The 12,168-nt window shown below is 64.7% G+C and carries 11 protein-coding genes; 9 read left to right on the forward strand and 2 right to left on the reverse strand.

Translation table 11 applies throughout. The annotated features are described in order from the left end of the window. Nucleotides 1–10: 10 nt before the first annotated feature. Together dnaN and dnaA are read right to left on the reverse strand one after the other, a co-directional pair. A complete protein-coding gene (gene dnaN, locus ACIOVG_RS07805; RefSeq protein ID WP_400871169.1) occupies nt 11–1,153 on the reverse strand; it encodes a DNA polymerase III subunit beta in 1,143 nt (380 codons plus the stop codon). A gap of 495 nt (nt 1,154–1,648) precedes the next feature. After that, nucleotides 1,649–3,364: a chromosomal replication initiator protein DnaA gene (dnaA, locus tag ACIOVG_RS07810; protein WP_400871172.1), complete on the reverse strand. Its 1,716-nt coding sequence runs from the start codon at nt 3,362–3,364 to the stop codon at nt 1,649–1,651. Between the two features lie 15 nt (nt 3,365–3,379). On the opposite strand from dnaA, the gene rpmH reads away from it, so the two are divergent. From rpmH to ACIOVG_RS07855, 9 genes are all read left to right on the forward strand, one after another. Beyond that, nucleotides 3,380–3,517, forward strand: a complete 138-nt coding sequence (gene rpmH, locus ACIOVG_RS07815; protein ID WP_045278552.1) for a 50S ribosomal protein L34 — start codon at nt 3,380–3,382, stop codon at nt 3,515–3,517. A gap of 6 nt (nt 3,518–3,523) precedes the next feature. Beyond that, the gene (gene rnpA / locus ACIOVG_RS07820; protein WP_400871174.1) at nt 3,524–3,880 is read left to right on the forward strand and encodes a ribonuclease P protein component; all 357 of its coding nucleotides are present in this window, start codon (nt 3,524–3,526) and stop codon (nt 3,878–3,880) included. Continuing rightward, nucleotides 3,877–4,227 (forward strand): membrane protein insertion efficiency factor YidD, encoded by a 351-nt coding sequence (yidD, locus tag ACIOVG_RS07825; RefSeq protein WP_400871177.1) that lies wholly within the window; start codon nt 3,877–3,879, stop codon nt 4,225–4,227. Before rnpA ends, yidD begins: the two co-directional genes overlap by 4 nt. 3 nt (nt 4,228–4,230) lie before the next feature. Then, on the forward strand, nt 4,231–5,301 hold the full coding sequence (gene yidC / locus ACIOVG_RS07830; RefSeq protein WP_400871180.1) for a membrane protein insertase YidC: 1,071 nt from the start codon (nt 4,231–4,233) through the stop codon (nt 5,299–5,301). Next, nucleotides 5,298–5,789 (forward strand): protein jag, encoded by a 492-nt coding sequence (locus tag ACIOVG_RS07835; RefSeq protein WP_400871183.1) that lies wholly within the window; start codon nt 5,298–5,300, stop codon nt 5,787–5,789. Before yidC ends, ACIOVG_RS07835 begins: the two co-directional genes overlap by 4 nt. Nucleotides 5,790–5,823: 34 nt before the next feature. Further along, nucleotides 5,824–6,447: a 16S rRNA (guanine(527)-N(7))-methyltransferase RsmG gene (rsmG, locus tag ACIOVG_RS07840; RefSeq protein ID WP_400871186.1), complete on the forward strand. Its 624-nt coding sequence runs from the start codon at nt 5,824–5,826 to the stop codon at nt 6,445–6,447. A gap of 2,312 nt (nt 6,448–8,759) precedes the next feature. Continuing rightward, nucleotides 8,760–9,686, forward strand: a complete 927-nt coding sequence (locus ACIOVG_RS07845; RefSeq protein ID WP_400871189.1) for a ParA family protein — start codon at nt 8,760–8,762, stop codon at nt 9,684–9,686. Beyond that, nucleotides 9,686–10,648, forward strand: coding sequence for a ParB/RepB/Spo0J family partition protein (locus tag ACIOVG_RS07850; RefSeq protein ID WP_400871192.1), 963 nt, complete (start codon nt 9,686–9,688; stop codon nt 10,646–10,648). Before ACIOVG_RS07845 ends, ACIOVG_RS07850 begins: the two co-directional genes overlap by 1 nt. Before the next feature lie 62 nt (nt 10,649–10,710). Further along, the gene (locus ACIOVG_RS07855) at nt 10,711–12,159 is read left to right on the forward strand and encodes a sugar porter family MFS transporter (protein ID WP_400871195.1); all 1,449 of its coding nucleotides are present in this window, start codon (nt 10,711–10,713) and stop codon (nt 12,157–12,159) included. Nucleotides 12,160–12,168: the final 9 nt, after the last annotated feature.

The raw sequence follows: 12,168 nt of genomic DNA on the forward strand, positions 1-12,168 counted from the left end.
CAAGCCGGGGTCAGCGGAGGAGGAGGTTGGGCTGCAGCAGGTACTTGAAGGAGTCCAGTCCGGCCTGGTCGACCGAGGTCTGGCTGGTGACGAGAACCGGGCTCAGCTTGTTGGCGTTGTCGCTCGAGGTGAACGTCACGCGGACGAACTCGCTCTTCACCGCGCCGAGGGCTTCGATCAGGTACTGCGGGTTCAGACCGAGCGTGACCTCGTCACCACCGTGGAGGATCGCGTCGACCGACTCCGATGCCCGCGCATGCTCGCTGCCGGATGCATCCATGGTCACGCCGTCGCTCGAGAACGTGAAGCGCAGTGGAGCGGCGCGATCGAGCACCAGGGCGACACGGCGAACGGCCTCGACGAGGTCTGCCGTGTTGATGACCGCATAGTGGTCCGTCTGCTCGGGGAACAGTCGGCGCACGGGCGGGAAGTTGCCCTTGATCAGGAGAGATGTGACGGTCTTGTTGCCCGAGGTGAACGCGATGATCTCACGGTCGCCGGCACCGGAGAAGGCGATCTGGATCGTCCCCGCGTGGCCGAAGGTCTTTCCGACCTCGAGCAGCGTGCGCGCCGGAACGAGTGCCGTCGTCTCGACGGTCTCGCCATCCCAGGGCACATCACGCAGCGAGACGCGGTAGCGGTCGGTCGCCACGAGGCTGAGGGTGTGGCCCGAGACCTCGAGCTGCACACCGGTGAGGACCGGCGTCACGTCATCCCGGGAGGCGGCGAAGCCGACCTGGGAGATCGCGGTGGCGAAGTCATCGGCCGGGACGACACCCGACGAGCCGGAGACCTCGGGGATCGAGGGATATTCCTCGACCGGCATGGCCGCGAGGGTGAATCGGGCGGATCCGCAGGTGACCGTGATCCCGCCGTCCTCCTCGACGGCGATCTCGATCGGCGCGTTCGGAAGCCGGCTCGCGATGTCCGACAGCAGTCGACCGTGGACGAGGATCGTGCCGGGGGTCTCGACAGTCGCCTCGATCGTGGTGCGAGCCGAGGCCTCGTAGTCGAAGGCCGAGAGCGTGAGACCGGCACCGTCCGCCTCGATCAGAACTCCGGCGAGGATCGGCTGCGGGTTGCGCTGCGGAAGAAGCTTGACGACGAACGAGACTGCCTCGCTGAAGACATCGCGGTTGACCTGAAACCTCACGGGTGCTCCCTTGTCGTCGTTCTGCGACGCGTGTCGTCGTCTATCCCTGTGCAGGGCTTCCCATGCTAGCCCCAGAGTCACACGTATCCCTACGCCCGAGGGATTTGTGATTCGGATCGCGGTCTTCACACTCTCTGGTGATCGGATCGCGCCTTAACTGGGTTAACTCCTTAACAGTGTTAACAGCTGTGGATTCTGTGGATAACTCGGTGGATAGCTGTCGGGAGTAGGGAACTACACAGTTGTCACTTGTGGAATCCCTGAGGAAACCGGGGGTGGAGGACGATCCGGCCCCTTCCCACTTCCCCGGAGTTATCCACAGGTTGCGTGGATCGACCCACATTCCGTCCTGGCTGTTCAACAGTCATCCACAAGTTATCCACATGTGCATAGACGCATTTACCGGGGGCCCGGTCGGCGTGTCAAGTCGGCAAAAAGGGGGACACCCCACCCGAACGGATGCGGTGTCCCCCTCTGTGGGAGTGTGACGATCGCTCAGCGGCGACCGAGCTGAGTGGTGATCTCCGTGACCTGGTTGTAGATCGAGCGCCGTTCCTTCATGAGCTCGCTGATCTTCTTATAGGCGTACATCACCGTGGTGTGGTCGCGGTTGCCGAAGAGCTGGCCGATCTTCGGCAGAGACAGACTCGTCCGCTCGCGGCACAGGTACATCGCGATCTGTCGTGAGGTCGCGATCTGCTGCGATCTGCTCGACCCGTAGAGGTCGTCGACCGTCAGCTTGAAGTACTGGGCCGTCGCGGTGATGATGTCGGTCGGCGAGATGATGTTGTCTTCCGCCGTGTCGATGATGTCGCGCAGCACCGTCTGGGCGAGGGAGATGTCGAGTGCCGACCGGTTGAGGCTCGCGAACGCGGAGACGCGGATCAGGGCGCCTTCGAGCTCGCGGATGTTGGAGGAGACGACGGTCGCGATGTACTCCAGCACCTCGTCGGGGATGTGGAGCGCCTCGCTCTGCGCCTTCTTGCGGAGGATCGCGATACGCGTCTCGAGGTCGGGCGCCTGCACATCGGTGATGAGGCCCCACTCGAAGCGGCTGCGCATCCGATCCTCGAAACCGGTGAGGTGCTTCGGTGCGACATCGCTGGTGATGACCACCTGCTTATTGTGGTCGTGCAGCGTGTTGAAGGTGTGGAAGAACGCCTCCTGGGTCTCCGCACGTCCCTGGAGGAACTGGATGTCGTCGATCAGGAGGATGTCGACCTCGCGGTAGCGCGCCTGGAATGCGGCACCGCGGTTGTTCGCGATCGAGTTGATGAAGTCGTTCGTGAACTCCTCACTCGACACGTACCGCACCTTGACTCCCGGATAGAGGGACTGCGCGTAGTCGCCGATGGCGTGAAGGAGGTGCGTCTTGCCCAGACCGGAGTCTCCATAGATGAAGAGAGGGTTGTACGCCTTGGCCGGTGCTTCGGCCACGGCGACGGCGGCGGCATGCGCGAACCGGTTGGACTGACCGATCACGAAGTTGTCGAAGGTGTACTTCGGGTTCAGCCGGGACTCGTGGCGCATCGGCGTGGGCTGTTCCATGGGCGACTCGACCCGCACGTGGTCCTGGCGGGCGAAGTCGCCGTCCTGTCGGCCGAACTCGGACACGGGGATGGGAGCGGTGGGCTGCTCGGCGAGCTCGTGATTGACGACGACGCGGAAGGCCGTGACCTCATCGCCCAGGTGTGTGAGTGCCTCCATGATCGGAAGACGGAGCCTCTTGTTGATCTGCGCCGCGGTGAGATCGTTCGGAACCTCGAGGTACAGGGTCGCGGCCATCACGCCGGCCGGGACGGCGAGGCTGAGGAAGCCCTGGAGCTGCGGAGTGACGCGATCATCCGACTCGAGCAGCTCCTGCACCGTGGTCCAGATCGGAACGTCGGGCTGGGCTGGTGTGGACATGACGCTCCGCGCGGGGGATCGGTGAGGGGTCCTGGATGCTGCGGTCCCCTGTGGATAACTTGCTCTGCCACGGTAGTCATCCGGGCCTCGAACGGCAACCTGCCCTTGAAAACACGCGAGCGTGTTGTGCACGCGCTGGGCCCGAGGGTTGTGGATAATGGCTGTGCGGTTCACTCTGGACGCCGTATGCCTCAGCGCGCAGATTTGCTCTGTGCGCCGCCAAGACGTACCCTTACTTGGTTGACTTATGCCATTTTTGGCAGTACCCCATGTCTCCGGTCGCAGTGAACCCGGTGGCAGCATTCCCGGAGTGATTCCATGACTAAGCGCACCTTCCAGCCCAACAACCGTCGTCGTGCCAAGAAGCACGGCTTCCGTGCTCGCATGCGCACCCGCGCCGGCCGCGGCATCCTCGCCGCTCGTCGCGCGAAGGGCCGCACCGAGCTCTCCGCGTAGTCCGCTGTGCTCGCCCGCCCGTATCGGCTGACCCGCGGGAGCGACTATCGATTGGTCGTTCGACGGGGATCCCGTTGTGGCGGGGCGCGCGTCGTGACCTCGATGTTGTCGACGGGCGAGAGCACCGCTGCACGGTTCGGTTTCATCATCAGCAAGCAGGTGGGGAACGCCGTGGTGCGCAACTCCGTACGCCGGCGGCTCAAAGCCGTCTGCGCGGAGGCGCTGCCGCGCGTCCCCGAGGGCACGGATGTCGTCATCCGTGCCCTTCCTGCGTCTGCCACCGCGACCTATGCCGAACTGAGTGCGGATGTGAACCGCTGCCTCGGTCGACTGAGTCCGGCGCCTGCCGAGGTACGGACATGACGGCTCTTCCGGCTTCGTCGATCGGCGACGCGCATCTTCAGGGGCGCGATCTCCTGCGGAGCATCCCGCTGATCCCCCGCAACCTGGTGCTGGGATTCCTCTCGGGATATCGCACCGTGATCTCTCCTCTGTATGGAGATGTCTGTGCGTACTACCCCTCGTGTTCCGCCTACGCTGTAGGTGCAGTGCAACAGCACGGCGCTGTGCGGGGATCCCTGGTCTCGGCCTGGCGCATCCTCCGTTGCAACCCTTGGTCTCGCGGTGGCGTCGATGACGTTCAGCCGCACAAGCACTTCCGCTACGACCTGACTGCTCGCGGTTTCGTCGTCCCTGCCCGAAAGGACTGATCAGTGGGTCTTGATCTCCTACTAGCCAGCACCACCCCCAGCGACGCGCCCGCAGCGGGAGGCTTCGATCTGCTCGGCACCATTCTGTGGCCGCTGAAGTGGGTCGTCGAGCTGATTCTCGTCGCTTGGCACTGGCTGCTCACCGCGGTCGGTCTGCCGGCAGCATCCGGGCTTACGTGGGTGCTGTCGATCGTCGGTCTCGTCATCGTGGTGCGCGCGGCACTGATCCCGCTCTTCGTGAAGCAGATCAAGAGCCAGCGAAAGATGATGGAAATTGCTCCTGAGCTGCGAAAAGTTCAGGAGAAGTACCGCGGTAAGAAGGATCAGCTCTCTCGCGAGGCCATGAGCCGCGAGACGATGGCGCTGTACAAGAAGCACGGCACGACGCCGATGTCGAGCTGCCTGCCTCTGCTGGTGCAGATGCCGATCTTCTTCTCCCTTTTCAGCGTGCTGAGCGACGTCAGCAAACACGCGAAGGACGGCATCGGTGGTGTGGGCCTGCTGAGCCCGGAGCTCACCAAGGAGTTCTACGACGCCAAGCTCTTCGGTGTCGCCTCACTGCACGAGAACCTGGGGAATGCGATCGACGTGGGCAACACCACGGCGATCATCATCCTCGTCACGCTCGTCGTGCTCATGATCGGTTCGCAGTTCTTCACCCAACTGCAGATCATCTCGAAGAACCTGTCGCCCGAGGCCAAGACCGGCCAGGCGTACCAGATGCAGAAGATCATGCTCTACGTGCTGCCCCTGGGCTTCATCTTCTCGGGAATCTTCTTCCCGCTCGGCGTCGTCGTGTACTGGTTCATCTCGAACCTCTGGACCATGGGACAGCAGTTCCTCGTCATCCGTGAGATGCCGACCCCCGGCTCTGAAGCTGCGAAGGCTCGTGAGGAGCGCTTGGCTCGCAAGGGCAAGGCGATCGATTCGTCGGGCAAGGTCGTTCCGATGTCGGTGTACGAGGCTGAGCAGCAGCGCAAGCTCGAGGAAGTCGAGAAGGCGAAGGCCGAGGCCCCGAAGCGTCAGCAGCCGGTCGGCAAGAAGCGTGCGAAGAAGAAGGGGAGCGCCTCATGACCGAGAGCGTGACGGAGAGCGTCGAGCCCACGGTGGCTCAGCTCGAGAACGAAGGCGATATCGCCGCGGACTACCTCGAGGAACTCCTCGACATCGCCGACATCGACGGTGATCTGAACCTCGACGTTCGTCAGGGCCGTGCCTACGTGTCGGTCGAAGCGGAGGATGACGGATTGGCTCTGCTCTCTGCGCCCGATACGGTGCAGGCTCTGCAGGAGCTGACGCGCCTCGCGGTCCAGAACAAGACCGGTGCGTTCTCTCGTCTGATCCTGGATATCGGCGGATCTCGCGACATCCGTCGTCGCCAGCTGGAGACCCTGGTCGATGCCGCCGCAGCGAAGCTCGACGAGGGCTCGTCGCAGGCGTCGCTGCCGGCCATGTCGAGCTACGAGCGCAAGCTGGTGCATGACATCGCCTCGGACCGTGGTCTGGTGTCGGAGTCTTACGGCGAGGGTGCAGACCGGCATACGGTCCTCCGCCGTCGTTGATGTTTCACGTGAAACACTCGTCGGGAGTGGGAGCATGACCGGTCTCGAGGTGGAGCCGGTGATCGCTGCCGAGCTCTTCGGTGATCGGATCGACGAGGCACGGGCGTTCACGGATGCTCTCGCGCGCGAAGGGGTGGAACGCGGCCTGATCGGTCCGCTCGAGCTCCCTCGGCTGTGGACGCGCCACATCCTGAACAGTGTGATCGCGGCTCCGCTTTTCCATGGATCTGTGGCGGACATCGGTTCCGGTGCCGGCCTTCCCGGGTTGGTGCTCGCCATCGCCCGGCCGGATGTGCAGTGGACCCTCATCGAGCCGATGGAGCGGCGTGTCACCTGGCTCAACGAGCAGGTGACGGCGCTGGCGCTGGAGAACGTAGAGGTGCACCGCGCTCGCGCTGAGGATGTGCGCCGTCCTGAGGGATTCGACGTCGTGACGGCGCGAGCTGTGAGCGCGTTGCGTACCCTCATCCCTCTGACTGCGCCCCTGGTGAAAGACGGGGGAGAGCTCGCGCTGCTCAAGGGGATGAACGTCGAGAACGAGATCGAGGCGGCGCAGAAGCCGATCAAGAAGTTCCGGCTGTCGAACGTGCGCGTTGAAGTTCTCGGCGAAGGAGTGCTCGCTGAGACGACCCGGGTACTGCGGGCCGTGGTCCGGTAGATCACGCACGCTGTGTTTCACGTGAAACATGCGCTGCGCGACGGTCACGTCAGCGTCATATCGTCGGGGCATGACGCGTGCGCTTTTGTGCGTGAGCCCCGGGCCCGGGGGTCCTCGCGCAACTGAGCGGGGCTGCCATTGGGATCGGCGGCGACGATCTCGTCTGTGCCTGGTGTCGTTTGTGCCTGGTGTCGTTTGTGCCTGCGGACTGTCGCAGCGGAAGGTCTTCGGGTGCTGGTAGACGTGGAGGCTTGGCGTCCGCGGCGTGGGCGAGTGCCGTCGCGGAGATCGCACCATGTTCGGCGTCGGTAGCCCGCGTGATGCCCGCTCGCTGTCGGTGGATGTTTCACGTGAAACGCGAACGCATGGCTGTCACCAGGTATCGTCGGCAGGCTGAGAGGGCGGGATGGTCATTGTCTCAAGGAGCTACTCAGGGATGGCACGTTCGCGTGATGGCTCCCCGACAGCGGTCTGACGGAGGGTGCCTGAGGATGCGTGTTCGCGGTGTGTGGGAAGACATGCCCACGTGAGACAGTGGCAACGAATCGCGTCGCGGGGCGGGATCTCTGCCGCAGCCTATGGATCAGATGAGGATGTTATCCACAGGCCGCATGAAAGCGGCCGGGAAGGGCGAGGGGTCCGAGATCCCAGTCGTTCACAAGGAACACGGCGAGTGTGGAGGAGAGGCCGCGGGTGTCCCGGTCATCGATCCGGGCTCGCTCCACAGATCCATCCACAGGGCTCGCGACGGTGATGTGCGCGATCTACGAGTACTTCCACCGTCGATGTTTCACGTGAAACATCGCACCCGACCGGTGGGTTCCCTGCAGGGAGCGTCCGGTAGACCGTTCGTCACTGGTCCTGTCGCGTTTCGTGAGTGATGCGCTGGTGGTTGAGAGACACGCACCGTGACCACCGAGCGGGACCTGCGGGTACTTCATCCCTCCGATTCAGAGGCTCCCACACGTGTTGCCGCACGGCCTCATCTAGAGGGTCGATCCAGGGCGATCGATCTCGACCTGCGCGACTAGCTGCGCGCGGAGGTATCGCGTTTCACGTGAAACATCGCGTTCGCACACCCTCATCATGGCCTGCGCCCCTGCACCCTGTGACCCGGCGGGTGTCGTCGTGTCAGGACTGGGGGAGTGGAGGCTCGACGCGTACGTCCGCTGCACGCCACGTGGCTGTCCGAGGCCCGTGCACGGGGCTGCCTCTCATCCACGTCGAATCCTGTGGACCACACTCGGACCCCCACGGCGAGGCGCCATCACCCGCGGCTCACAGCTCGGACGGTGCTCTGCGATGGGGTGCTGCGTGGCGGTGTTCAGCGCGCTTGGGGGCGGGGTGAGGTGTTTCACGGGAAGCATCGGAAGCCCTGGCCGGGGTGACGACGCAGATTCTGCGCACCAGGTCGTCTCGGCGAGGCGACGCTCTCGCTTCTCGCCTGCGGTACCAGCCCGGGGGCAGACGCGCCAACCACTGCCGCGCACCGAGGACCGACTCCCGCTCCCGGGGCTCTTCTCGTCAGGGATCCCCGGAGCCGAGCACCCGGAGTCCGTTCCCTGGGGTCACCATCACGCCGCGCTCCGATCACAGAACCCCACCATGCATGACTGTTCTTCACATCGATGAGGAGCGTGTTTCATGTGAAACATCGTCCTCGCTCCCGGCGCTTCGCGGTCTGAGTCAGGATGGCCGATCCACCTGTTGCGCGTCGAGCGCTCGAGGTGGGCCACTGCCGGGGTGCCGTACGCACCGGGCCGGCCCGGGAGATCCGTGCCACGCGGACGGTCGGACTCCCTCCTGCTCCCGTCATTCACGGCCACTGCGCTGACGTACGGGAGCCTCATCTCACGATCACCCCCGCCGAGGAACCGCACGTGAAGGCCCCCGGTTGCGCAGCGTCTTGCAGTGGGGGAGTGGATGGCGTGGTTTCACGTGAAACACGCGCTACGGGGCCAGCAGTCCGCTCGATGCGGAAGGTCTCGTGCTCACCGACGACGTGGGATCGAGGTGGGATTCGGCTATCGACGCTGCGCCGCGGCTCGGGCATCATGGAAGGCACTGCGTCCGGTGAGAGAAGGCCTCCTTCTGCGAACACGACGCGACCCCTGTGGCTGGATGGCGATGAGAGCGGCATGCCGGTCTCGACGTCACATCGGGGGAGGGGGACGACGATCCCGTGCTGCGGACCGCTGACGACGGCTGCAGGGGTGCTTCCTGGCCGCCGAGGAGCACGCCCGACGGCCGAACGACCGACGATCACCGTCCGTCGCAGCGATTAGAGTAGAACGCGGCCCCGAAAGGAGTGGATGTTTCACGTGAAACAGTCCGAAAAGGCATCCTCGAACGATCCGTTCGGTATGGATACACCGCTCGCGCGGGAACTCGCAGACCTCTCCGCTCGGCGGCGTGCCCTTGAATCCGCGAAAGTGGAGTTCACGGGGAACACACGCGTCCTGACGGTGTCCAACCAGAAGGGCGGCGTCGGTAAGACGACCACGGCCGTCAACGTCGCTTCGGCCCTCGCGGGACTGGGCGCCAAGGTCCTCGTGATCGATCTCGACCCCCAGGGCAATGCCTCGACGGCGCTCGGAGTTCCTCACAGTGCGGACATCCCCAGCGTCTACGACGTGCTGATCGATGAGTTCCCCCTCGCTGACATCATTCAGCAGAGTCCGGAGAACTCGAACCTGTTCTGCGCGCCGAGCACGATCCATCTGGCCGGTGCTGAGATCGAGCTCGTCGCTCAGGTCGCCCGAGAGCACCGCCTGCGTCGCGCGCTGGAAGACTACCTCGCGGACAGTCCGATGGATTTCGTGATCATCGACTGCCCGCCGTCTCTGGGCCTTCTCACCATCAACGCGTTCACCGCGGCATCCGAGGTGTTCATCCCGATCCAGTGCGAGTACTACGCGCTGGAAGGTCTCAGTCAGCTGCTCGGCAGCATCCAGATGATCCAGAAGCACCTGAACCCGGCGCTTCACCTCTCGACCATCCTGCTGACGATGTTCGATGGGCGTACACGCCTGGCGCAACAGGTCGCAGACGAGGTCCGTACCCACTTCCCGACTCAGGTGCTCGAAACCGTCATCCCGCGTTCCGTGCGGGTGTCGGAAGCCCCGAGTTTCGGCCAGACCGTGATCGCCTACGATGGGCAATCCGCCGGAGCGATCGCGTATCGCGAGGCCGCTGTCGAGATCGCGTCGCGCACAGCGTCGCAGAGCAAGGAGAAATGATGGCGAAGCGCACTGGATTGGGCCGTGGAATCGGCGCCCTCATCCCGACCGCCGATCAGTCCGAGCGTCCCGTGGACGTGTTCTTCCCCGGCGCGAGCCTGCGCCCGTCGCCGGAGAGCACAGCCCCGACCGCGGAGCCCGATCTGACGGCGGTCCCCGGCATCCACCTGGTACAGGTCGACCCGCAGAAGATCGTCCCGAACCCGCGGCAGCCGCGCACGCACTTCAATGCCGAAGATCTCGCCGAGCTAGTGCACAGCGTGCGCGAGTTCGGTGTGCTGCAGCCTGTGGTGGTGCGCAAGAACTCCGAGGGTGACTACGAGCTCATCATGGGGGAGCGGCGTACCCGAGCGGCGCGAGAGGCGGGCCTGGAGACCATCCCCGCGATCGTGCGCGAGACCGCCGATGAAGACCTGCTGCGAGATGCCCTGCTCGAGAACCTGCATCGTTCGGAGCTCAACCCGCTGGAAGAGGCGTCGGCCTACCAGCAGCTGCTCGAGGACTTCGGCATCACGCAGGAGGAGCTCGCGACGCGCATCGGACGCTCGCGCCCGCAGATCAGCAACACCATCCGCCTGCTCAAGCTCCCGGTCCCCGTGCAGCAGCGGGTCGCGGCCGGCGTGCTCACCGCCGGGCACGCACGTGCGATCCTGAGTCTCGACGACGCCGAAGCCATGCAGCGTCTCGCCGACAAGGTCGTGAACGAGGATCTGTCCGTCCGTGCGACGGAAGAGGTCGCCAAGCGCCAGCCGGCCGCGGCGGGCTCGACGCCGAAGCCGACGCCTGGGGCGCGACGCGCCTACCTCGACGAGGTGGCCGGCAAGCTCGGTGATCGCCTGAACACGCGCGTCAAGATCGCATTGGGCGCTCGAAAAGGCCAGGTCACGATTGATTTCGCGTCGATCCAGGATCTGAATCGCATCCTCGAGGAACTCGGCGAAGAAGGTTACGGCAAGAGCTGACGTCGCCCTGGGTGCATCGAGGCGGGCCTAGACTCCCCTCAACAGACGTCGGGGAGGACATCATGTCAGCGACACCATCGGGTTCAGCTCTGAAGGGTCGCGTGATCGCGATCAGCATCGCGGCGGCATTGGGCGGCTTCCTGTTCGGATTCGACACCGCGGTGATCAACGGTGCGGTGGACGCCCTTGCGGGATCCGGTTCCGGGTTCGACCTCGGGGTCGGACTCAAGGGTTTCGCCGTCTCATCCGCGCTGATCGGCTGTGCGGTGGGTGCGTGGTTCGCCGGTCCGCTCGCGAACCGCTACGGCCGCATCCCGATCATGGTGGCCGCTGCCATCCTGTTCCTCGTCTCATCGATCGGCTCCGGCCTCGCCTTCAGCGTCGTGGACCTCATCATCTGGCGCGTCGTCGGCGGACTCGGTGTCGGCGCGGCATCGGTGATCGCGCCGGCCTACATCGCAGAGGTCTCCCCGGCACGGATGCGAGGACGTCTGGGATCGCTCCAGCAGCTCGCTATCGTCACCGGCATCTTCGTCGCCCTGCTGTCCGATGCGATGCTTGCAGATGTCGCCGGCGGAGCCGCAGAGCCGCTCTGGGGTCTGTACGCATGGCGCTGGATGTTCATCGCCGAGGCGATCCCCGCGATCGTCTACGGTGTCATGGCGCTGCGCCTGCCGGAGTCTCCGCGCTACCTGGTCGCCAAGGGGCAGCTGGAGAAGGCATCCGAGGTGCTGACCGCCGTGACCGGGACGGTCGACGTCGACGCGAAGATCAAGGAGATCACCGGAACGATCAACACCGAGCGGTCGGAGTCGTTGCGCGACCTCCGGGGCAACCGTTTCGGGCTGAAACCGATCGTGTGGGTCGGCATCCTGCTCTCCGTCTTCCAGCAGTTCGTCGGCATCAACGTCATCTTCTACTACTCGACGACGCTGTGGCAGTCGGTGGGCTTCGGTGAAGCGCAAGCGCTCACGATCACCGTGATCACCTCTGTGACCAACATCGCCGTGACGATCGTGGCGATCCTGCTGGTCGACAAGGTGGGGCGGCGCATCATGCTGCTCGTCGGCTCAGTGGGCATGACCATCTCGCTCGGGCTGATGGCACTCGCCTTCTCGTTCGGCACCCTGGATTCCGCCGGCTCGGTCACGCTCCCCGACCCGTGGTCGACCGTGGCGCTGATCTGCGCCAATGCGTTCGTGGTGTTCTTCGGGGCGACCTGGGGCCCGCTGGTGTGGGTGCTCCTGGGAGAGATGTTCCCGAACTCGATCCGTGCTGGTGCTCTCGCGGTCGCCGCAGCGGCGCAGTGGGCGGCGAACTTCTTCATCTCCACGACGTTCCCCGCCTTCGCGCAGATCGGCCTTCCGTTCGCCTACGGCTTCTATGCCTTCTTCGCGCTGCTGTCGTTCTTCTTCGTGTACTTCCAGGTGGCGGAGACCAAGGGCAAAGAGCTGGAGGAGATGAGCGACGAGGTGAAGATCGAGCGCCGACCACGGCGCACGCGCGCGTAGGCTGGAGGT

The organism is Microbacterium sp. NPDC087591, assembly GCF_044743625.1.
Classification (GTDB): Bacteria; Actinomycetota; Actinomycetes; order Actinomycetales; family Microbacteriaceae; genus Microbacterium.

Bases quoted from the DNA above. Each gene is read 5' to 3' on its own strand.
- ACIOVG_RS07835 (WP_400871183.1), top strand. From the start codon at position 5,298: ATGACCGAGAGCGTGACGGAGAGCGTCGAGCCCACGGTGGCTCAGCTC.
- rpmH (WP_045278552.1), top strand. From the start codon at position 3,380: ATGACTAAGCGCACCTTCCAGCCCAACAACCGTCGTCGTGCCAAGAAG.
- yidD (WP_400871177.1), top strand. From the start codon at position 3,877: ATGACGGCTCTTCCGGCTTCGTCGATCGGCGACGCGCATCTTCAGGGG.
- ACIOVG_RS07855 (WP_400871195.1), top strand. From the start codon at position 10,711: ATGTCAGCGACACCATCGGGTTCAGCTCTGAAGGGTCGCGTGATCGCG.
- ACIOVG_RS07850 (WP_400871192.1), top strand. From the start codon at position 9,686: ATGGCGAAGCGCACTGGATTGGGCCGTGGAATCGGCGCCCTCATCCCG.
- rsmG (WP_400871186.1), top strand. From the start codon at position 5,824: ATGACCGGTCTCGAGGTGGAGCCGGTGATCGCTGCCGAGCTCTTCGGT.
- dnaA (WP_400871172.1), bottom strand. From the start codon at position 3,364: ATGCTGCCACCGGGTTCACTGCGACCGGAGACATGGGGTACTGCCAAA.
- ACIOVG_RS07845 (WP_400871189.1), top strand. From the start codon at position 8,760: ATGTTTCACGTGAAACAGTCCGAAAAGGCATCCTCGAACGATCCGTTC.